The following is a 22,835-nucleotide window of genomic DNA, read 5'->3' as shown; positions in this document are numbered from 1 at the left end:
TTAACTGAAACATAAAACGAAACGATGAAAATATTTTCCGCAGAACAATTATACGAAGCTGATAAAATAACCCTGGAAAAACAGCAAATCACGTCCGCCGAATTAATGGAGCGCGCCGGTGAACAGGTGTTTCAATGGTTACACCAGCGTCTCAATGCAGCACAGGTGCCAATCCATATTTTCTGCGGAATAGGCAACAATGGCGGCGATGGACTCGTGGTTGGCAGATTATTGATTCAGCACGGCTACAACGTGCACACCTACGTTGTTAATTGTAGTGACAAACGCTCAAAAAATTTTCTCATCAATTATGATAAAATAAAAAATGTTTCAAAAAAGTGGCCCGCTTTGATGAAGAGCGAGGCCGATTTTCCGCAGATAAATTCTGAAGATATTATTGTTGACGCCATTTTTGGAATTGGCCTTAACCGATGCCCAGATGGCTGGGTAAAAAAATTGATCCAGTATTTAAATGAAAGCAATGCGTATAAATTGGCAATCGACATTCCCAGCGGACTCTACGCAAATATGCCATTGGATAATGCCGAAGCTGTATTGAAAGCAAATTTTACCGTAACGTTTCAAACCCCGAAGATGGCATTCTTTCTTCCAGAAACGGCCAAATTTGCACCTAACTTTGATGTTATTGACATTGGCCTCGACGAAAGTTATCTTAATTCTGAAGAGCCATTGGCGCAAATTATCTCTAAGCCACAAGCCCAAAAGTTTTACAAGCCGAGGGAAAAATTCACGCATAAAAACACCTATGGACACGTCGCCATTGTAGCGGGAAGTTATGGGAAAATGGGAGCCGCCGTTTTATCCTCCACGGCTGCCTTCCGCGTAGGGGCGGGGCTGGTTACAGCTTATGTGCCTAAATGCGGCTATCAAATTCTGCAAAACAGTTTGCCGGAAGCTATGGTTGTTTCAGATAAAAATGAAACTATTTTAAGTGAAATAAAATTCGACTTTGAGCCAAATTCCATTGCCATCGGGATGGGAATCGGGAAAGATGAAATTACAGTTTCGGCATTGAAACATTTTTTATCTGAAGTTAAAGTACCTCTCATAATTGATGCCGATTCATTAAATATCCTTTCCGAAAACAAAAAACTATTAAAACATATTCCGAAGAATGCCGTACTGACCCCGCATCCTGGGGAATTGAAACGACTTATTGGCCCTTGGAAAAACGATTACGATAAATTGGAAAAAACAAAAAAATTTTCAAATAAACACAAAGTCATCGTTTTAATAAAAGGCTCTTATAGTATCACGGTTTATGGCGACAAATTATATGTGAATACGTCCGGAAATCCTGGAATGGCAACTGCTGGCAGCGGCGATGCGCTTAGCGGCGTAATTGCTGGTTTGCTATCACAGAATTACGATCCGCTTTTAGCAACTGTTTTTGGAGTCTATCTGCACGGTTTGGCGGGTGATATTGCCGCTCAGGATTTGGGGTACGAAGCACTTATGGCAGGCGATATAATTGATGCTATTTCCCAGGCATATTTGGAGCTTTTTACTAAACCTGAGGAAGAGGAAAAAGGGCAATAAAAAACCGCGAAATCAAAAGTTACATTTTCGTTTCGCGGTGTTTCTTAAAAAAATTGAAAACTACATCAAGCCGTCCAACATATTTTTCAATTGTGGGTCTGAAGGTCGCGGTGCGTCTGCTGAAACAATGATCCCTTGCGGATCGATCAAAATAAATCTGGGAATTCCCAAAATTGCGTACTCCTGCACAAATTTTGAATTCCAATTATTATCTGCCATCAACTGGATTCCGCCGAGATCATTTTCGGTAACCATTCCCCTCCATTTGTCATAATCTTTCTCCTCGTCAATGGAAAGACTTACAAACTCAATATTTTTTGATTTATATTCATTCTCCACTTCTTTTAAATAGGGAATCTCACGCAAACAAGGGCTGCACCACGTTGCCCAAACATCTATGTAAACATATTTGCCGCTTAAACTTTCAAGGGAAGTCGTTCCGCCCTTATGGTTTTCAAAATTGAAAGTGGGAGAGGGGTTGCCCTTTGTCAATTGCTTCAATTTAGTATAACGCTCTGTGATTTTGGCAAGATTTCCAGGATTGGGATTGGAGTTTTTATAAATAGTATAGGTTTCTTCCAAAGATTCATTTGGGCTTAAACCGTATTGCAGGTATGAATTCATTATTTTATCCTTCGCATATCCATCGGGCAATTCAGCATCAACTTTTTTTAGCAATGCCAAGGTTTGATTGGTTGCATTGTTTTTGGGTTCCTCGCTTATTAAGCGATTGTAATGCGTTTCCAAAAGATTTTGATATGCCACAGAATTTCTGAAAGCCAGCGTGTCTGTATAATTTATCTTTTTAAGATCATCGTAAAATTCTGAAGAAACTTTAAAGTCCGTGCTTCCGGAATAATATCTGTACGCTTCCTCATAATTTTCCACGAGGGCAGCATTGGCGTATACATTTTCTTCTTCCAATGATTTCTTAAAAGTTTCATTGTCCACTTTTTTGGCTTTGTAGATACTATCCATTTGCTGCTTATTCCTTTCAAGCTGCTTTTTGAATGCATTTTCATCCAAAGAATACAATTCCCTGAAATTTAGATTTTTTTCATTCCATAGAAATTTAGCAGCAAGATAATTGTTCTCACTTGACAGCGTTCCGCTGTAATTTAAGGTTTCGTCAAATTCATTGGCATCTACTGTCACAGTAAGCGTACCGCCTTTTTCAAGATAAACACCCGTGCGCTCGCGACCTATATATAATTCATAAAAACCATCTTTTGAAATATGAAGGGTATCGCTAAAAGTTCCATTTTCGGAAATTGGCATTCTTTTCTCAAAATCATATCCGCGCACAAAGGTGGTCTCGCCAGTGTTATTTTCAACTGTTCCGTTCAGTATGGCGTATTCCGGTTTTTCTTCGGCGCAAGCGAACAGTAGTGTTAGCACGCCAATTGCAAGTAATTTTTTCATTAAGTATCATTTAAATTCAACGGTAAAAATAAGTATTGAAAACGGATTGTATCTAAAATTCATCAAATTCTGAAGGAAAGCCTATGGGATTGTGGCAAATAAAAAATAGTATTTTTGTAAAAATTTTAAATATAGATGCAAACTACTCACTACATAAGCTCTGAAATTCTGGATTTACCTTTATTGAATGCCATATTTGAAGATGGCGCAACGCTAGAACTTTCTGAAGAAGCAAAGTTGAACATCAATAAATCGCGGGAGTTTCTCGTCAATAAAATGAAGAACAACGAAACCCCTATTTATGGAATAAATACAGGATTCGGATCGTTGTGCAACGTCAAGATTTCTTTAGAAAATCTATCGCAACTACAGGAGAATTTGGTTATGAGTCACGCTTGCGGAACTGGGGAATTTGTGCCAAAGCCTATAATTAAATTGATGCTGTTGTTAAAAATACAATCGCTGAGCTACGGCTACAGCGGCGTTCAGATTGAAACGGTAGAGCGACTAATCGATTTTTACAATAATGATATTTTACCGGTAATCTACACGCAAGGCAGTCTTGGCGCCTCGGGAGATTTGGCGCCACTCGCACATCTTTCGCTCCCGTTAATAGGAAAAGGCGAAGTTTATTACGAAAATAAAAGAGTATCTACTGAAGAAATTATGGCCAGATTCAACTGGCAGCCCATAAAACTTCAAGCAAAGGAAGGTCTCGCCCTTTTAAATGGGACCCAATTTATGAGCGCCTACGGAATTTTTTCGCTTTTAAAAAGTTACAAACTTTCCTATTTGGCAGATTTAATCAGTGCCGTTTCCATTGATGCCTTTGATTGTAATATGAGTCCATACAATGCATTGGTCCACTTGGTGAGGCCGCATCGTGGCCAAATAAAGACCGCTGCACGGATATTGGAATTTTTGCAAGATAGTGAGTTGGGTCTTTCAGAAAAGAAAAACGTACAGGATCCGTATTCGTTTCGATGCATTCCACAGGTACACGGTGCGTCAAAGGATACCTTGAGTTTTGTTCATAAAACGTTTAAGACCGAAATAAATTCGGTTACGGACAACCCAAATATTTTTGTGGAGGAAAATATGATTATCTCCGGCGGAAACTTCCATGGGCAAACGCTGGCACTGGCTTTTGATTATTTGGGAATAGCCATGGCCGAACTTGGAAATATTTCTGAAAGAAGAATTTATCAATTGGTTTCGGGATTGCGGGATTTGCCTGCATTTTTGGTGAACAATCCAGGGTTGAACAGCGGTTTTATGATTCCGCAATATACAGCCGCCAGCATAGTAAGCCAAAACAAACAACTGGCTACGCCAGCTTCCGTGGATTCCATTGTGTCCAGTAACGGGCAGGAAGACCACGTAAGTATGGGCGCCAATGGTGCCACAAAAACACTTCGCATTTTGGAAAATCTTGAAACCATTCTTGCAATAGAATTAATGAACGCCTCACAGGCAATGGCTTTTAGGGAACCCAAGAAATCTTCGCCATTGGTCGAATCTTTTTTGAAAAGCTACAGGGTAGTTGTTCCATTTGTAAAGGAAGACAGACTTTTGGCAGATGATATTCACGCATCCGTTGCATTTTTGCAAAGTTTTTCAATAGATAGCGAGATTCTTTTTGAATAATTTTTTTTTAAAATGAAGAGGAAAATCCACATTCTTGTTGCACTTTTCGTGACATTTTTTGTCCAATCACAAACGTATGTGCCTTTGCTCGACAATATTAATGAATGGCAATTAACAAATTGCTATTCTGGTTGTGTGACTGATATTTATTATACTGATGGAGATACGATTGTAGATGGGAAATCCTATAAAATTCTCGATGGATTTCATTTTATTTCAAGAAAATTTTTGCTTCGCGAAGATGTGCCCGAACGTAAAATATATTTGAATTTCATTGAATCTACGCATAGTGCGGAGACATTACTTTATGATTTTTCACTTTCAGAAGGGGATAGCATAAACATAAGAAATCCTATAAGTCCTTTTCCTACAAACGGGGGTTATTTTCTATTGGATTCAATAAGAAATGTTGTTTCAAATGGTGAAAATCACAAAAAATTCTTTTTTTCGCCCACTCCATCAAATCCATTTAGCACCGGCAACGCAATCTGGGTGGAAGGTGTAGGGTCGCTTTCCATGATCAATGCTCCAGGGGGAGAACCAAATATTAACGGTGCGGGCCACTTGAGCTGCTATTTCAAAAATGCTGAATTATATTATTCAAATTTAGATTCTATTGATGGATGTTCACCTTCAGTTTTGGATATTCAACAAAATTTGGCACCAATTGAAGCAGCGCTAATTTTTGAAAATGGAAAACCTTTTTTGGTTCATTCAGAAAATGTAAGCCGCTATCAAATTTTCGATCTCTCTGGTAAACGGATTGTTTCAGAAAATAATAATGGCTCTAAAATAATTGATTTGCAGACAGCTAAGCTTTTAAACGGAATTTACATTTTGGTAGTGGAAAATCGAAATTCACAAAAAAAGAATTTCAAACTCTTTATAAACTAACCTTTTTGGCTCTCAATTAAGGAATTGATCCAATCTTTCGCATCATCTAATGACGAAAAAGATGCCAGTGGTTTTTTTAGAAAGTATTTCTCAATTTCAAGATTTGCTAGCTTCGATTCTTCCTTGGAAACTACGGCAAACCCAATTAAATTTTCAATTTGTGAAGTCTGTATATACACCAAAGGATCCACGGAATATGAATTTTTACGATACGTAATATAACCGAAAGGCCTATTTTCAAAATATCTATCAGCAATATCTCTTAATACATCATTGTGTTTTGGCAGAACGGTAGTCCCCTCGTTCATAATTGCAATTACGAAGTTTTTGAAAACATTCAGTTCTCCAAATTCATAAAATAGTGCCTTGATCATACTCATTTTATTTTGAAGATGAATAAGTTACGAAAAATTTAGGTGAAACTTTTAGTTCAAAACAAAAAAGCACTCCAACGTAGAAGTGCTTTTTTATCAATAGAATTTATTTAATTCTACGATTCCGTAGTTTTCTTCTGTTTTTTGATTTTTATGGTGAGCTCTTCTGCTTTTTCATCAAAATCCATTGTAATTGAATCACCTTCTTCAAGGCTGTTATTGATAATTTCCTCGGCAAGGGCGTCCTCAATATATTTTTGGATTGCTCTGTTGAGAGGTCTGGCTCCATATTGCTTGTCAAAACCTTTATCGGCAATGTAATCTTTGGCTTTTTCAGTTAATTTAAGATCGTAGCCTAAATCACCAATTCTCAAGAATAATTTATCAAGTTCAATATCAATTATTTTGTGAATATCCTCTCGTTCCAAAGGATTGAAGACCATAACGTCATCAATTCTATTAAGAAATTCTGGTGCAAAAGTTTTTTTCAAGGCATTTTCAATCACACTTTTGCTGTAAGCTTCCTCTTGGCTTTTTCTTGCGGAAGTACCGAAACCTACACCTTGCCCAAAATCCTTCAATTGTCGGGCTCCAATGTTTGAAGTCATAATGATAATCGTATTCCTGAAATCAATTTTTCGGCCCAAGCTATCCGTTAAATAACCATCATCCAGCACCTGCAATAACATATTGAAAACGTCTGGGTGGGCTTTTTCTATCTCGTCCAGAAGGACAACAGCATAGGGTTTTCTACGGATTTTTTCCGTTAATTGTCCACCTTCTTCATAACCCACGTACCCCGGAGGCGCACCAATCAGACGCGATATTGCAAATTTCTCCATGTATTCGCTCATATCAATACGTATAAGGGCAGATTCAGAATCAAAAAGCTCACGGGCCAGTACTTTTGCAAGTTGCGTTTTTCCAACTCCGGTTTGTCCCAAGAAAATGAAAGAACCAATAGGTTTATTGGGATCTTTCAAGCCCGCGCGATTACGCTGTATGGCTTTTACCACTTTCGCAACTGCTTGGTCTTGCCCTATAATTTTACCTTTAATAAGATCAGGAAGTTTGGCTAATTTTTTTGTTTCCGTTTGGGCAATTCTATTAACCGGGATTCCAGTCATCATGGAAACTACTTCTGCCACATTTTCCTCAGTTACAATTTCTTTGTGAAGTTTACTATCCTCTTCCCATTTCTCTTGTTGTGTGGCAAGTTCTTTTTCTAAATTTTTCTCATCATCACGAAGTTTAGCGGCTTCTTCGTATTTCTGTTTTTTCACCACAGAATTTTTCAGTTCCCTGACCTCTTCAAGTTTGGCTTCAATTTCCAAAATTTTATCCGGAACGTGAATATTCGTAATATGAACCCTAGAGCCCGCCTCATCCAGAGCATCGATAGCTTTGTCTGGTAGAAAACGCTCAGTCATGTATCTATTGGTAAGTTTAACGCAGGCTTCAATGGCACCATCCGTATATTCTACATTGTGATGGCCTTCGTATTTGTCTTTAATATTTTTCAAAATTTCGATAGTCTCCTCGACGCTAGTTGGCTCAACCAATACTTTTTGGAAACGTCTTTCCAGCGCACCATCCTTTTCGATGTATTGTCTGTATTCATCCAGTGTTGTTGCGCCAATGCATTGAATTTCACCTCGTGCCAGCGCAGGCTTGAACATATTTGAAGCATCGAGAGATCCCGTTGCGCCACCCGCTCCCACGATTGTGTGGATTTCATCAATAAAAAGAATAATATCGTTGTTCTTTTCGAGCTCGTTCATCACGGCCTTCATACGTTCCTCAAACTGTCCGCGGTATTTAGTTCCAGCTACGAGACTTGCTAAATCAAGCGTAACCACGCGTTTATCGTACAAAATACGTGATACTTTTCTTTGAATAATACGAAGTGCAAGTCCTTCGGCGATAGCAGATTTTCCTACGCCTGGCTCACCAATCAATAAAGGATTATTCTTTTTTCTTCTGCTCAAAATTTGGGAAACCCTTTGAATTTCATCCTCACGGCCCACAACGGGGTCAAGTTTGCCCTCTTCGGCAAGTGCAGTTAAATCCCTTCCAAAATTATCCAAAACCGGGGTCTTGGATTTTTTGTTTGTTTTTGAAGCCGTTCCTGAGAACAGATTTTCCTTGCCAGCATCCTCAGCCTGAGCGTCGTCATCGTTAGGAAAAGATTCCGCGCTGGGGGAATCTACATAATCGTCATCATTTGTTATCATAAGTTTAAATTGGTCTTTGACCGCATCATAATCCACCTTCATTTTATTCAACAGTTTTGTAGTGGGATCATTTTCATTCCGCAGAATACACAGAAGTAAATGAGCCGTGTTAATGGAAGAACTCTGAAAGAGTTTTGCTTCCAAAAAAGTTGTTTTCAGCGCACGCTCTGCCTGTCTTGTAAGGTGGAGATTTTTTTTATCGTTTGTATTTGAAGTAATGCCCGGATTGGCCGGGCTCAAAATCTCCACCTTACGGCGAAGATGGTTAAGATCTATTGCCAATGCATTAAGTATAGTCACCGCTTTACCATTACCATCACGTAGCAGACCAAGCATTAAATGCTCCGTTCCAATAAAATCGTGACCTAAGCGCAGTGCTTCTTCTTTGCTATATGCTATTACATCCTTTACTCTTGGGGAAAAATTGTCATCCATTATTAAAAGTCCTCTCTTCTTAAAAATACTAATTTAGCCAAAATAAGACAAAAACTGTTCCTCTTTGGCAAGCTTTCAGTAAAAGGACAAAATAAATAACGCAATTCAAAGTAAAAGCGGTCATATTTATTAACGATTTCCAGCACTTTATTTGTTAATAAATTCGTGAATAACACCAAGGTCAAAGTGGCTCTAAACCTACAAAAACATGTATCTTGCCTCATTAGTTTAACAACGATAAATAAAGATATTTTTTATGGCTGAAGGTGAAAAATTAATTCCCATAAACATTGAAGAAGAAATGAAATCTGCCTACATCGATTATTCGATGTCGGTCATAGTGTCACGTGCCCTGCCAGATGTTCGAGACGGAATGAAACCCGTACACAGAAGGGTTTTGTTTGGAATGCACGAACTAGGAATTAGGGCTACTGGCGCACATAAAAAATCCGCTAGAATTGTGGGAGAAGTATTGGGTAAATACCACCCGCACGGAGATACTTCAGTATATGATGCCATGGTGCGTATGGCGCAAGAGTGGAGCTTACGTTATTTGCTTGTGGATGGACAGGGGAATTTTGGCTCAGTAGATGGCGATAGCCCTGCGGCAATGCGATACACAGAAGCAAGAATGCAGAAAATTTCTGAAGATATGCTCGCGGATATTGATAAGGAAACGGTAGACCACCAACTCAATTTTGACGACACATTAAAGGAACCAACCGTACTGCCCACACGCGTTCCCGGACTTTTGATCAATGGTGCTTCCGGTATCGCCGTAGGTATGGCAACAAATATGCCTCCGCACAATTTAACCGAAGTCGTGAATGGAACAATCGCCTATATTGAGGATAACGATATTGACATTGATAGTCTAATGCAGCATATAAAAGCTCCAGATTTTCCAACTGGCGGAATTATTTATGGTTATGACGGTGTTCGCGAAGCTTTTCATACCGGCCGCGGCCGTGTGGTGATGCGTGCAAAAGCGAGTTTTGAGGAAGTAAATGGAAGGGAATGTATTGTGGTTTCTGAAATTCCATATCAAGTGAATAAAGCGGAAATGATCAAAAAGACCGCTGATATGGTGAATGAAAAGAAAATTGAGGGAATTTCGAATATACGAGACGAAAGTGATAGAAAGGGAATGCGCATTGTTTATATTTTGAAGCGTGATGCAATTCCTAATATTGTTCTGAACACATTATTTAAATATACAGCGCTTCAGTCCAGCTTCAGTGTAAATAATATTGCGCTTGTAAAGGGGCGCCCTCAATTATTGAATTTGAAGGAGCTCATCCACTATTTTGTGGAGCATCGCCACGAGGTTGTAGTCAGGAGAACCGAATATCTTCTTCGAAAGGCCGAAGAACGTGCGCATATTCTGGAAGGATTAATTATAGCTTCAGATAATATAGATGAAGTAATCAGGATAATTAGGGCTTCCTCAAATGCAGATCAAGCACGTGAAAGATTGATCGAGGCCTTTAAACTTTCAGAAATTCAAGCGAAAGCTATTGTGGAAATGCGTCTGCGCCAATTAACTGGTCTGGAGCAGGACAAACTTCGCAGTGAATATGAGGAATTGATGAAAACAATCCAGGATTACAAAGATATTCTTGCAAGCAAGGATCGCAGAATGCAGATTATTAAAGAAGAGCTGGAGGAGATTAGAGATAAATATGGTGATGAGCGCCGTTCTACCATTGAATATGCAGGAGGTGACGTAAGTATTACAGATCTTATTGCAGATGAACAAGTGGTATTAACAATTTCCCACGCGGGCTACATTAAAAGAACTTCGCTATCTGAATACAAAACGCAAAATAGGGGAGGCGTGGGACAAAAAGCTTCCGCTACGCGAAATGAAGATTTCCTTGAACACCTTTTTGTGGGAACCAATCATCAATATATGTTGTTTTTCACCCAAAAGGGAAAATGTTTCTGGATGCGTGTTTTCGAAATCCCCGAAGGAACCCGCACCTCAAAAGGTAGAGCCATCCAGAATTTAATTAATATTGAACCGGACGATAAAGTGAAAGCCTTTATCTGCACGCAGGATTTAAAAGATGAGGATTACATAAATAGCCATTATGTAATTATGGCCACGAAAAAAGGACAGGTCAAAAAGACACCTCTGGAGCAATATTCAAGACCGCGGACAAATGGTATTAATGCAATTACCATTCGCGAGGACGATGAACTATTGGAAGCAAAACTCACTACGGGCGATAGCCAGGTGATGCTCGCAGTTAAATCTGGAAAGGCCATTCGTTTTGAAGAGGAAAAAACGCGACCTATGGGAAGAAATGCCTCTGGTGTTCGTGGAATTACCTTGGGAAATAAAAATGATGAAGTCGTGGGTATGATTGCCGTAAATGATAATGATTCCAATATACTCGTTGTTTCTGAAAATGGATATGGTAAAAGATCCTCAATTGATGATTACCGAATTACCAATAGAGGAGGAAAGGGAGTGAAAACTATTAATATTACAGAAAAAACTGGTAAATTAGTCTCTATCAAGAATGTAACCGACGATGATGATTTAATGATTATTAATAAATCAGGAATCGCGATCCGCATGGGTGTGTCAGATTTACGTATTATGGGTAGGGCCACCCAAGGTGTCCGCCTTATAAAAGTAAGGGAAGATGATGCCATTGCCGCAGTTGCAAAAGCCATGAGGGAAGATAATGATGTAGAAAGCCAAGCTGAAAATTTGGAAGATGGACAGATTCCCGATAGTGGCATCACTCTTGATGATAATGATGAGCAAACCGAAAACAACGAATAAATTTTAACACAATGAAAAAACAAATTTTAGTAGCTGGTTTGGTTCTTATTTCTGCATTTTCATTTGGTCAGAAAAAAGAAATCAAAAAAGCCGAAAAAGCCATTAAGTCAAATGAATTTAACGAAGCCTTAGGCTACCTTAATGATGCCGAAGGAATGTTGGCATCTGCGGACAATGAGATGAAAGCGCAATTCTACGCAGCACGCGGCGAAGCCTATATGGGCTCGGCTGGATCTGATTTCCAAAAGTTAAAGATGTCTGCCGAAGCATTTCAACAGGCATTGGAGCTAAACCCCAACATAGAAAGTCAAGTATCCGTTCCGCTTCAAAATTTGCGTGCGAAGTTGATAAATTCTGCTGTGAGCGATCAAAATTCTGAGCAGTATAAAATGGCCGCAGAGAAATTATATACCAGTTATATGATTACAAAAAAGGATACTTCAGATTTATATTTTGCCGCCAGTAATTCCGTAAATGCTAAGGATTATCCGAACGCGCTTAAATACTATCAAATGTTGGTAGATCTCGGATATACGGGAGCTACGAAAGAATTTGTTGCTACGAATAAAGAAACTGGTGAAGTAGAACCTTTCGATAATAAAAATCAACGTGACATTGCTATCAAAACTGGGGAATATATAAAGCCCGAAGAACGCGTAGCTGAGTCTAAAAGAGGTGAAGTTTTAAGAAATATGACCTTGATTTACGTTGAGCAGGGCGATTCTGATAAAGCTACAAAATTGATGAAAACGGCGCGTGCGGAGAATCCAACTGATGTTTATTTGATGCGTGCCGATGCAGATATGTCTTACAAAATGGGGGATATAGCAAAATATAACGAATTGATGAATAAGATTGTTGCCACAGATCCTGAAAATCCTGAAATCTATTTCAACCTTGGAGTAGGCAGCGCTGAATTGGGAGAGGACGAGAAAGCTATTGGTTATTACAAAAAAGCATTGGAGCTAAAACCGGAACACGAAGGTGCATTAATTAATCTAGCCGTCGTAAAATTAAAAGGTGAAGACAAGCTTGTAGAGCAAATGAATAGCCTCGGAAACTCTTCTGCTGATAATAAAAAATATGATGAGCTCAAGGAGCAACGAAAGCAATTGTATATGGAGACAATTCCATATCTTGAAAAAGCTGTAGAATTGAATCCTGAAAACAAAGGGGTGGCACGTACGCTCATGAATATTTATAGTCAAATGGGTGAGGATTCAAAAGCGAAGGCCATGAAAGCCAAGATTGAAGCAATGGGTGGATAAGAATAATGATACAGTAATAAAAAAACCTCCAAAATTTTGGAGGTTTTTTTATATTATTCTTTTAATCACCCGCAGTTTGTGGGTGTGGTTTCTAACATCATAATTAAATATTCCACTATGGTCCAGCCTATCTATACGAACTTTTCCGTGGGCGTGGATTATATAATTATCTTCCATAATAATACCAACGTGCGTAATTTTACCCTCCTCATTATCGAAAAAAGCTAAATCGCCCGGTTCGCTTTCTTCAATAAAACTTAACGCTTCTCCTTGGGTAGCCTGTTGACTTGCATCACGCAAGAGTTTGTGGCCGTTCATCTTATAGACCATCTGTGTAAAACCACTGCAATCAATGCCGAAAGGAGTTTTACCTCCCCATAAATAGGGCGCGTTCAAATATTGCAATGCTGTATTTATTAGATTTTTCTTCGGAAGCGTTTCTGAAATAAATTTTCCCTCGAAGTGATGTTCCATGAAACCTGAAATGCTCACGGTACTTCCCAAGCATATTGTCAAAGGCTGGTTTTCAGAAGAGGTTACAATATCGACAATTTCTGCGGAAAGCCTCGCGGGCAAAAGTTGAAAATGATTATAGTCCTCTTCTGAAATATTGAGATATTGTTTTGTATCCAGCCAACCTTCATAATTATCAAAAGCTAAGCGAATGCGACACCATTTTTTTCGAAGTTCCAGAATTTTAAAATGTTCGCCATACAAAACCTGGGTGACCATTTCGCTAGAGTCTGAGGGCTCTGCGCGCAGAGCAACAATGCTTAGATTGCAGATACCGTAATCCACTAAATTTGAATTGAAAGATTAAAATGTGAAGCCAAACTTATCTTTTTTCTAAGAAACGCTGTATTAAGATAAAATAGTAAAAGAGTTTTAAAGTATTAATTATTTTCTTTCAATCACCATCGCTGAGGCACCACCGCCTCCATTACAAATGGCAGCTGCGCCAATTTTCGCATTGTTTTGTTTTAGTACATTCAAAAGCGTTATCAAAATGCGCACGCCGCTACAGCCAAGTGGATGACCCAGTGAAACGGCACCACCATTTACATTTACGTTACTATCGTCCAAACCTAAAATTTTCATATTTGCCAAGCCCACTACAGAAAATGCTTCATTAAATTCAAAAAAGTCCACATCTTTCTGTTCGATTCCTGCTTTTGCCAAAGCTTTTGGAAGTGCTTTGGATGGTGCGGTAGTGAACCACTTGGGTTCTTGTGCCGCATCTGCATAACTTTTAATGTAAGCCAAAATTTCCAATCCCAATTCCTTTGCTTTTTCTTCGCTCATTAAAACCATGGCACCAGCTCCATCATTTATAGTTGAAGCATTTGCGGCGGTTACGGTTCCATCTTTGCTGAATGCTGGCCTAAGGGAGGAAATTTTATCCATTTTCACATTTTTATATTCCTCATCCTCACTTACCACCACGGGTTCACCGCGACGTTGAGGCACTTCAACAGAAATTACTTCATCCTTAAATTTTCCATCGGCCCAAGCTTTGGCGGATCGCTCATAAGATTTCACGGCAAATGCATCTTGATCCTCACGGGAAAAATCATATTCTTTTGCGCAAAGATCGGCACAAGTGCCCATAGCGTTGTGATCGTAGGCATCAACCAATCCGTCTTTTTGCATACCGTCAATTAAACTTGCGGGACCAAATTTAGTTCCAGCACGCATTTGCACATAGTGTGGAATGTTGCTCATACTTTCCATACCTCCGGCAACTACAATGTTGGCATCTCCCAGCGCAATGGCTTGCGCGGCGTTCATTACAGCTTTCATTCCTGAGGCACAAACTTTATTTACGGTAGTACAAGGAACGGTATCTGGAATACCCGCTCCCAAAGCAGCTTGCCTAGCAGGAGCTTGCCCTACACCGGCCTGTACCACATTGCCCATATATACTTCATCAATATTTTTTGGATCAAGATTGATTTTGCCCAAAGCGCCTTTTATGGCTACTGAGCCTAACTGCGTTGCGGTCAATGACGATAAACTTCCCATAAAACTTCCTATGGGTGTTCTTGCGGCGGCTACAATTACTACTTTCTTGCTCATATTTTCGCTTTTTATATTTTTGGAATAAGGATTGCGAAATTACGTATTTCTATTATAAATATCAATCTTTGCGAAGGTTGGTTTTGGGATTACTCATTCGTTATTTATACCTTTACTTTAAGTTATTTATCCATGAAAAACCTTTTTTCCCTATTCGCAAAAAACCAATCGATAATTTATAAGGTTTTTCTTTTCGTAAGTGCTACACTGCTAGTAATTTACTTATTGCCAAAGGGTGGTCAGTTCAAATACAATTTTCAAAAAGGAAAACCGTGGCAGTATGAAAATTTATATGCGCCCTTCAGTTTCACTATCAAAAAATCCACAGAAGCCATTAGGCAAGAGGAAGAAGCGATACGTGATAATGCAATTCCATATTTTGAGGTAAGCGATGAAAATATCACGCCTATTTCTGAAAATTTTGAAATATTACTAGGCCAAAATTATGTGGACAGCCTTTATGAAACTTCGCTAAAAACCACGTTGCGAATTGGGAATTCAATCATTGCCGATATTTATGAAAACGGTGTAACAGATGAAATCCACGCTTATGACGGCAACAAACTGGTTTATCTCAAAAAAGGTAATGAAATTGAGGAACGTAATTACTCCCAAATTTTCAAAACGGACGATTTAGACAAAAAAGTAAGGGCAGCTGTTGAAGCTAACAGGAGTGAGGATATACAAGTGTTGCTTTACAATTTGTTGAAAGATGTATTGCGGCCGAATGTGAAGCTAAACTCAAATCTCACAGAATCTGCCATAAATTCTGAAATAAACGCAATAAACCCCAATCGTGGTATTATCGAAAAAGGCGGAAGAATTATTGCCAAAGGTGAAGTTGTTGAGGGAGATAAATTTCAAATATTGAATTCCTTAAAGGCTGAGTACCAATCGCAAATATGGAGTAAATCCAATTATCTTTGGTTGCTAGTGGGGTATTCGCTTTTGGTGTCACTCGTGTTTTTAATGCTCTTTTTATTTCTGAAAAATTATAGACCCTATATTTATAACAATAACACAAAAGTTACTTTCATTGTCTTCAATATTCTTTTGATGGTATTTCTTACCACGCTGGTTCTAAAGATACATGCAAGTTATGTTTATGTGGTCCCCATCTGCATTTTACCACTGATTTTAAAAGCTTTCTTTGATCCCAGAGTTGGTCTCTTTGTCCACGTTCTAACGATTTTATTATTGGGTTTTATCGTTCCCAATAGTTTTGAATATATGTTTTTGCAGTTTATAGCTGGAATCGTAACAATCCTCACTATTTCTGAACTTTATAAAAGAGCAAATCTCTTCATTTCGGTGGGACAAATTACGCTTATTTACATCATCGGCTATTTTGCGTTTTTTGTAATTCAGGAAGGAAATATCCAGACAATGGAGTGGCAAAATTTTCAATACTTCATATTCTGTGGCTTGGCCACGCTTTTTGCACACCCGCTTATTTATTTTTACGAAAAGATTTTCGGATTGGTTTCAGATGTATCGCTATTGGAGTTGAGCGACACCAATTCAAAATTACTGAAAGAGCTTTCAAATAAGGCCCCGGGAACATTCCACCATTCACTTAACGTGGCAAATCTCGCTGAAGCTTCCGCAAATGAAATTGGCGCCAATAGTATGCTTGTTCGTGTGGGTGCGCTGTACCATGACATTGGTAAAATGTTGAACCCAACAATGTTTACTGAAAATCAGGCCAATTCAGTCAATTCGCACAATGAACTCGACCCAAAGGAAAGCGCGAAGATTATTATTGACCACGTCATAAAAGGGATAGAAATAGCGCGTAAAAATAATTTGCCAGACCGTGTAATCGATTTTATACGTACCCATCACGGAACAAGCTTGGTATATTATTTTTATAAAAAGGAGCGTGAAATTGAAGGAAAAGCCAATAAAGAAGATTTTTTATATCCAGGCCCCATTCCATTTTCAAAAGAAACTGCCATATTGATGATGGCCGATAGCGTGGAGGCTGCAAGCAAAAGTTTAAAAGAACCGTCTTCATCAATCATTGATAATTTTGTGGAGAAAATTATAAACAATCAGTTAGAGCAAGGACAATTTCTAAATGCGAACATAACGCTGAAGGAAATTGAGACCATCAAAAAGGTGCTGAAGAAAAAGCTTAATAACATATATCATTTAAGAGTAGAATATCCTGAATAAATATTAAGTGTGCTTTATTGCATTTCTAACGGATTGATAGTAAGCAGAGTTTGAATTTTTATAAAAAAACGTAAAATTTTTGTTGCGTCATACCATTTATAAGGTTACATTTGCAACCGCATTTTAAGATTACACGTTCATACAAAATTGGAGAGGTGCCGGAGTGGTAACGGAGCAGATTGCTAATCTGTCGACGGGCAACCGTCGCCAGGGTTCGAGTCCCTGTCTCTCCGCATTATTAAATATTCTGATTTTTGAATTATTATTGATTCAAATTTCAAAACTTTCAATGGCTGTAGCGTAGCCCGGTTATTTTGTGCTGACTTATGTTTGGAAAAAATCCGAAAAAAAATCGCAAGGAGTTGAAAGTATTTCGGGGTGTAGCGTAGCCCGGTTATCGCGCCTGCTTTGGGAGCAGGAGGCCGCAGGTTCGAATCCTGCCACCCCGACAAAACCGGACCTATTAGTTCGGTTTTTTTGTTTATGATTAGGGTCTGGTAGCTCAGTTGGATAGAGCATCTGCCTTCTAAGCAGACGGTCACAGGTTCGAATCCTGTCCAGATCACTTTAAAATCCCCGTTCAAATGGGGATTTTTTTGTTGTGGGATATTCTTGTTATGGCTAATCTAGCCTATGAAACTTTACTGCAGATTAAAAGCTTCTTTTTATTATCCATATCCGTTATAAAAAAAAGATAAATATCACCACCGTCCTTTATTTTCCATTTTTTCTGAAGGGATTCTACGCTTTCTGGGAAATTTCGTGTCGCAATATTTGCCTTTGGAAAATTGATGGCACGCTTCATCTCCATTTTGGAATAAGGCACAATTTTTTCGATTTCAAATGTTCTTCCCGGAAAATCTATCAACGTTTTGTTGGTGTAAAGATGTGTGTGTTTATGAAGTTTGTTTAGTTTAAATCGATGCGATACTAAATCAAAAGCTCCGCTTTTTAAGATAGCAGCATTGGGTTCATACAGAAATTTTTCAGGATGGCTGTAATTTGCTTCCGCCTCATCGTTATAATTGAATTCAAACTTTTCGGAATGAAGTTTTTTGAGATTGATTGTTTTTATGGTCGGATTTCCTTTGAATTCTTCTCGTAAAAGCCAAATCAATTCTTTAACCTCATTTTCAACCGCGACAATGTGAATTTCAAAGGTATATTGCAAATCCTTCAAACCTATTGCAATATCGAGCATCGGTGAAGTTTTGATCATTAAAACATTGCAATTCCTTAAAATTTCTTCAAGGTTTTCGGGAATATTTGGCTGGCAGTCTTTCAGGAAAAATACTTTTCCTTTCTCGTCGTGCCGCCGAGAAGGGTCTACATAAATTATATCAAATTCATCATTGATTGCTGCTTGCAATCCATTCTCCGCAAAACAGGAAATTGTATTTTTCTTAAAGATAAGAAAGTTATGTGCGGCAATGGCTGAAAGCTCTGTATCAATTTCAAAATGGGAAATCTCTTTGAATTTTTCTGAAAAATAAAAGCTGTCTACACCAAATCCTCCGGTAATATCCGCGATGGAATCTCCCGAAACCAAAGAGGCTTTATATTGCGCCGTAATTTCTGAGGAAGTTTGCTCAATATTTAATTTTTTTGGATAATAAATTTGAGATGTTTGGAACCACGTGGGCAATTTTTTCTCCGCCTTGCGTCTGCCTTCAATTTGTACAATTAATTCTTGAACAGTTATATTTTCGAAAGGACTTCCGGCAAAGGCAAGTGTTGCGGTAGGTTGGGAATAATTCTGAATAAAATTCTGAACTTCCTCTTTTAAAATTTCTGGGTTTATCAATTTTAAAGATTTTGGGTAAGCCTTTTCACGATTTTGTATTCAAAAAGAAATTCTTTTGAAATAACCTTCAGCGTAGTGTACGTAGGCACTGCGAGAATCATTCCGGGAATTCCGAAAACAAATCCGCCCATTAATATTACCAAGAAAATTTCTAATGGATGGGAGCGGACGCTTCTTCCAAAAATAACGGGTTGGGTAATGAAATTATCAAAAATTTGAGCAATGGCGTACCCAGAAGTCGCTACTAAAAGCGGTGGCAATAAACCTGTGGAAAAATCTGCGCCCAGATTATTGGAAACTATGACCAGCAGCATCAAAATCCAACCTATAACCGGACCCAGATAGGGAACAATATTCAAAAATGCACAAATAAGTGCGACGGCAACGGCATTATTAATGTCCAAATAAAGCAATAAAACCGAATAAAAAAGGGCGAGTATAAATATTTGTAGCAAGAGCCCAATAAAATAGCGGGAAAGCAGCTCTTTACATTTGATTAAAATACGTTTAAATTTATCTTCATCGCCACTTTTAGCAAAAACCAATACCGATGTTGCGATTAAGTTTTCATCCTTCAAGAGAAAAAAAGCGATGAATAATACCGAAAACAACCCAATAATCGCCGCGCCTATATTTCCAAAAAATATGTCAATGAAACTGGGTACAATTTCAGCATCCATATTTTGAATATACTCTGTGCGTTTAATGGCTTCTACAAGCTGAAAATGGTCAACGCCCAAATAATCGCTTGCTTGCATGTTGAGCTCGTTAAGATCGGTTTTAACTTGTTCAAAATCTATTTCTGAAATATTCCGTCCCTGCTCAATAATTATGGGAACAAAAATGGTCAACAACATCCCGAAAGAGGCGGCAATAAGCACTAGTGTCACAATTGCGGCAAACGTGTTGCCCATTTTTAATTTTCTCTTGAAGAATAAAAAGACCGGCCGGCCGACAAGCGAGAGCGCTACCGCAAGAAAAATATAAAGGATGAGTGATTTTATTTTTACCAAAAACCATAGAAACAAAAGTATGCCAACCAAGATGGCTAGGGCTCTCAATATTCCAACGGTTATGGCTTTTGCGGTAGGTTTCACAAAGTAAATATAGTATAATCCTATTAAGTTAATTCAATTTTGTGGCGAAGTTGTGCAAAGCGATCGCCGTAGCTTGGGTTACGTTGAGACTGCTATTTTCACCAAACATCGTAATGTGTATTGATTTTTTGATTCCATCTAGAGCGGCTTGTGATATTCCACTTCGCTCATTTCCAATTACAAGCGCAAGTTTTGCATTGGATTGAATCACAAAATTTTCAATGCTTTGGCTCTCGTCGGTTATTTCCAAAGCTATTAATTCAAAATTATTTGCTTCGAGGTTTTCAATTTCAGAGAGAATATTTTCCGAAATTCGGTGTTTCACTTTGCTAATAGTATTTCTCGCAGTTCTTAAAAGCCGGTTGGATGACAGATTTATTTCAGCGTTGCAAAAAATGATTTCGAGCACTCCAAAGGCCTCACAAATTCTGAAAAGCGAGCCAATATTGGCCGGGCTGTTCACGCCATCGCAAATGACAATTATTTGTTTCTGTTTTGCTTTAAATGAAGAATTTCTATGCTGAAGTTGTTCCAAAATCAGTTCTCAAAAACATATTTTATAATGTTTGCGCCCATTTGCAGTGCCTTTAAGCGCACATCTGCCGGATCGTTATGGACTTCCGGATTTTCCCAACCGTCACCCAAATCACTTTCAAAAGTGTACAGTAAAACCAATCTGTCTTCCACGAAAATTCCAAAGGCCTGTGCGCGTCCGCGATCGTGTTCGTGAATTTTTGGCAACCCGTCCGGAAACTTGTAAACATAGTTGAACAATGGATGGTTCCCCGGAAGTTCGCGCAATTCCCTATCGGGAAAAATTTTGACCAATTCCTTTCGTATGTATTCGTCCATTCCATAATTATCATCTATATGAAGAAAACCGCCACTCATTAAATATTTCCGAAGATTTTCAGCCTCTTCGGCAGAAAAGTAAACATTTCCGTGGCCCGTCATATGCACAAAAGGGTAATCAAAAAGATCTACACTTCCGGGCGTAACATTTTCCGGTTTTGTTTTTATGGCCGTGTCAATTTGCTCGTTACAGAATTTAACTAAATTGGGCAATGAAGTGGGATTTGAATACCAATCACCGCCGCCGCCGTATTGTAATAAAGCAATTTCTTGGGCTGAAGCATTTGAGATTGCAACAATAATTAGAATTAAAAGAAATTTTTTAAACATAGCTCTCAAATGTACAAATTATGATGATTTGAAATGGCTAAAACGGCGTAAATCATATCAATTTTCATTGATGAATGCAACGCTGTGGCAGGCTACAATCGCGGCGGTTTCCGTACGCAATCTGCTTTCGCCCAAACCTACCGGGATAAAATGGTTTTTCTTTGCCAATTCAATTTCTTCAGTAGAAAAATCGCCTTCGGGACCAATGAGAATCAGAATTTTTTTCTTTGGAAGTAAAACAGATTTTAATGATTTTTTTTCTGTTTCCTCGCAATGCGCAATATATTTTACGGTTTCGGAAAAATCTGCTTCTATAAAATCCCGAAATGAAACAGCTTCGTTTAAAATTGGCAGAAACGCTTTGAGGGATTGCTTTGCCGCGCTTTGGATTATTTTTTCGAAGCGCTCATTTTTTATGACTTTCCTTTCGCTGTGGTCGCAAATAATAGGTGTTATTTCTGAAATTCCGATTTCTGTGGCTTTTTCCAAAAACCATTCATAGCGATCGTTCAATTTTGTAGGAGCTACGGCCAAATGCAGTGAATAGGGCAGCGGTGCAATTTTTTCTTCGGAAAGAATTTTGGCGATGCATTGTTTGGGGTTTGTGCTTATAATCTCTGCATCAAAAAATGAACCTTCGCCATTGGTGATTTTAAATTTATCACCCGCTTTCATCCGCAAAACCTTCAGAATATGTCGGCTTTCCTCTTTGTCAAAAACCACTTCTTTTGATGCTTCGGTAATTTTCGGGTTGTAGAAAAGGTTCAAAGTATGCTGGATTTAATGGTTTATAAGTTTGGTTTACAAACATTTCTAAAACTTCATTCTGGCATTTGCTGCCACATTTTGTTCGGCAAACATTTGGTTTTTGTATTTCAATTCGCCCACGATAGCTATCATTGCTGCATTGTCTGTACAGAATTCAAATTTTGGGATGTGCGTTTTCCAGCCGTATTTTTTTTCGGCATCCTTTAATGCTGTTCGAATCCCGCTATTTGCTGAAACACCGCCTCCCATTGCAATTTCTTTAATTCCGGTTTTCTTCACGGCATTTTTCAGCTTATCCATCAAATAATCTACGATGGTGAATTGAAGGCTGGCGCATATGTCTGCCATATTTTCTTCAATAAAATCAGGATTTTGATCAACTTCCTTTTCCACAAAATATAAAACCGAAGTTTTCAATCCACTAAAACTGAAATCCAATGGGCCCACCTTCGGTTTTGGAAATTTAAACCTTTTAGGGTTGCCTTCCTTTGCGTACTTATCGATCAATGGCCCGCCAGGATAGGGAAGTCCAAGTATTTTTGCACTTTTATCAAAGGCTTCGCCCACGGCATCATCAATGGTCTGGCCTATAACTTCCATTTCAAAATAATCTGTCACTTTTACAATCTGGGTGTGGCCCCCACTGATGGTAAGCGCCAAGAATGGAAAATTGGGTGCGGTTTGTCCTTCGGCCTCAATAAAATGGGCGAGAATATGGGCTTGCATATGGTTTACATCAATAAGCGGAATGCCCAACCCAAGTGCTAAAGACTTTGAAAATGAAGTGCCTACAAGCAAGGAACCCATAAGCCCAGGTCCACGTGTAAATGCAATGGCTTGTAACTGATTTTTGTCGATATTTGCCTTGCGTAACGCTTGGTGTACCACGGGAACAATATTCTGCTGGTGCGCGCGCGAGGCAAGCTCTGGCACCACACCGCCGTATTCTTCGTGAATGTGCTGTGTTGCCACAACATTGCTGAGTATTTTGCCGTTGTTGATTACTGCCGCGGCAGTGTCATCACAGGAAGATTCTATGCCAAGTATGTAGCAATTTTTTTGTCCCAATGCAGAAAAGGTATGTTATTTGGGCGTAAAA

The 22,835-nt window shown here is 38.8% G+C and carries 17 protein-coding genes and 3 tRNA genes; 9 read left to right on the top strand and 11 right to left on the bottom strand.

What is annotated here, in order from left to right; all coding sequences use genetic code 11:
- Positions 1–24 precede the first annotated feature (24 nt).
- A complete protein-coding gene (locus tag KIV10_RS11145; RefSeq protein WP_214113655.1) occupies positions 25–1,560 on the top strand; it encodes an NAD(P)H-hydrate dehydratase in 1,536 nt (511 codons plus the stop codon).
- A gap of 60 nt (positions 1,561–1,620) precedes the next feature.
- Here the strand turns inward: KIV10_RS11145 and KIV10_RS11140 are convergent, their stop codons facing one another.
- Positions 1,621–2,982: a TlpA family protein disulfide reductase gene (locus KIV10_RS11140; RefSeq protein ID WP_214113653.1), complete on the bottom strand. Its 1,362-nt coding sequence runs from the start codon at positions 2,980–2,982 to the stop codon at positions 1,621–1,623.
- Positions 2,983–3,117: 135 nt separating this feature from the next.
- On the opposite strand from KIV10_RS11140, the gene hutH reads away from it, so the two are divergent.
- Entirely contained in the window at positions 3,118–4,629 is a 1,512-nt protein-coding gene (gene hutH, locus KIV10_RS11135; RefSeq protein ID WP_214113651.1) for a histidine ammonia-lyase, read from the top strand.
- Between the two features lie 12 nt (positions 4,630–4,641).
- Positions 4,642–5,523, top strand: coding sequence for a T9SS type A sorting domain-containing protein (locus tag KIV10_RS11130; protein ID WP_214113649.1), 882 nt, complete (start codon positions 4,642–4,644; stop codon positions 5,521–5,523).
- Here KIV10_RS11130 and KIV10_RS11125 read toward each other — a convergent pair.
- Complete coding sequence (locus KIV10_RS11125) at positions 5,520–5,897, bottom strand: hypothetical protein (RefSeq protein WP_214113647.1); 378 nt, start codon at positions 5,895–5,897, stop codon at positions 5,520–5,522. The genes KIV10_RS11130 and KIV10_RS11125 overlap by 4 nt on opposite strands.
- Before the next feature lie 116 nt (positions 5,898–6,013).
- A complete protein-coding gene (locus KIV10_RS11120) occupies positions 6,014–8,566 on the bottom strand; it encodes an ATP-dependent Clp protease ATP-binding subunit (protein WP_214113645.1) in 2,553 nt (850 codons plus the stop codon).
- Between the two features lie 256 nt (positions 8,567–8,822).
- Between KIV10_RS11120 and gyrA the strand changes: the two genes are divergently transcribed.
- Together gyrA and KIV10_RS11110 are read left to right on the top strand one after the other, a co-directional pair.
- Entirely contained in the window at positions 8,823–11,363 is a 2,541-nt protein-coding gene (gene gyrA / locus KIV10_RS11115) for a DNA gyrase subunit A (protein WP_214113643.1), read from the top strand.
- Positions 11,364–11,374: 11 nt separating this feature from the next.
- Positions 11,375–12,631, top strand: coding sequence for a tetratricopeptide repeat protein (locus KIV10_RS11110; protein WP_214113641.1), 1,257 nt, complete (start codon positions 11,375–11,377; stop codon positions 12,629–12,631).
- A gap of 48 nt (positions 12,632–12,679) precedes the next feature.
- Here KIV10_RS11110 and KIV10_RS11105 read toward each other — a convergent pair whose 3' ends face one another.
- Together KIV10_RS11105 and KIV10_RS11100 are read right to left on the bottom strand one after the other, a co-directional pair.
- The gene (locus KIV10_RS11105) at positions 12,680–13,429 is read right to left on the bottom strand and encodes a C40 family peptidase (protein ID WP_214113639.1); all 750 of its coding nucleotides are present in this window, start codon (positions 13,427–13,429) and stop codon (positions 12,680–12,682) included.
- Positions 13,430–13,528: 99 nt separating this feature from the next.
- Positions 13,529–14,707 carry an acetyl-CoA C-acyltransferase gene (locus KIV10_RS11100; protein ID WP_214113637.1) on the bottom strand — a complete coding sequence of 393 codons (1,179 nt, stop codon included), beginning with the start codon at positions 14,705–14,707 and terminating at the stop codon, positions 13,529–13,531.
- Positions 14,708–14,839: 132 nt separating this feature from the next.
- Here KIV10_RS11100 and KIV10_RS11095 point away from each other — a divergent pair, with 132 nt between their 5' ends.
- The 4 genes from KIV10_RS11095 to KIV10_RS11080 all read left to right on the top strand — a co-directional run bounded on the left by KIV10_RS11095 (position 14,840) and on the right by KIV10_RS11080 (position 17,450).
- A complete protein-coding gene (locus KIV10_RS11095; RefSeq protein WP_214113635.1) occupies positions 14,840–16,885 on the top strand; it encodes an HD family phosphohydrolase in 2,046 nt (681 codons plus the stop codon).
- 149 nt (positions 16,886–17,034) lie between these two features.
- Positions 17,035–17,118: transfer RNA gene (locus KIV10_RS11090), tRNA-Ser, on the top strand.
- A 141-nt stretch (positions 17,119–17,259) separates the two neighbouring features.
- Positions 17,260–17,334 (top strand) — tRNA-Pro (locus KIV10_RS11085).
- Positions 17,335–17,376: 42 nt separating this feature from the next.
- A tRNA-Arg gene (locus KIV10_RS11080) sits at positions 17,377–17,450 on the top strand.
- A gap of 66 nt (positions 17,451–17,516) precedes the next feature.
- Here the strand turns inward: KIV10_RS11080 and KIV10_RS11075 are convergent.
- From KIV10_RS11075 to tsaD, 6 genes are read right to left on the bottom strand one after another with little or no spacing between them, the layout of a single operon-like run.
- Complete coding sequence (locus tag KIV10_RS11075) at positions 17,517–18,689, bottom strand: THUMP-like domain-containing protein (RefSeq protein WP_246516274.1); 1,173 nt, start codon at positions 18,687–18,689, stop codon at positions 17,517–17,519.
- A 2-nt stretch (positions 18,690–18,691) separates the two neighbouring features.
- Entirely contained in the window at positions 18,692–19,786 is a 1,095-nt protein-coding gene (locus KIV10_RS11070) for an AI-2E family transporter (RefSeq protein WP_317194730.1), read from the bottom strand.
- Positions 19,787–19,814: 28 nt separating this feature from the next.
- Positions 19,815–20,321 (bottom strand): TrmH family RNA methyltransferase, encoded by a 507-nt coding sequence (locus KIV10_RS11065; protein WP_214113633.1) that lies wholly within the window; start codon positions 20,319–20,321, stop codon positions 19,815–19,817.
- Positions 20,322–20,323: 2 nt separating this feature from the next.
- Positions 20,324–20,968, bottom strand: coding sequence for a DUF4159 domain-containing protein (locus KIV10_RS11060; protein WP_214113631.1), 645 nt, complete (start codon positions 20,966–20,968; stop codon positions 20,324–20,326).
- Between the two features lie 57 nt (positions 20,969–21,025).
- A complete protein-coding gene (locus tag KIV10_RS11055; protein WP_214113629.1) occupies positions 21,026–21,736 on the bottom strand; it encodes a 16S rRNA (uracil(1498)-N(3))-methyltransferase in 711 nt (236 codons plus the stop codon).
- Positions 21,737–21,781: 45 nt separating this feature from the next.
- Positions 21,782–22,804, bottom strand: coding sequence for a tRNA (adenosine(37)-N6)-threonylcarbamoyltransferase complex transferase subunit TsaD (gene tsaD / locus KIV10_RS11050; RefSeq protein ID WP_214113627.1), 1,023 nt, complete (start codon positions 22,802–22,804; stop codon positions 21,782–21,784).
- Positions 22,805–22,835 lie beyond the last annotated feature (31 nt).

Origin of the sequence: Aequorivita echinoideorum (genome assembly GCF_018476645.1) — a bacterium.
GTDB classification, from domain to species: Bacteria; Bacteroidota; Bacteroidia; order Flavobacteriales; family Flavobacteriaceae; genus Aequorivita; species Aequorivita echinoideorum.
This window is presented reverse-complemented; position numbering and strand designations above follow the sequence as displayed.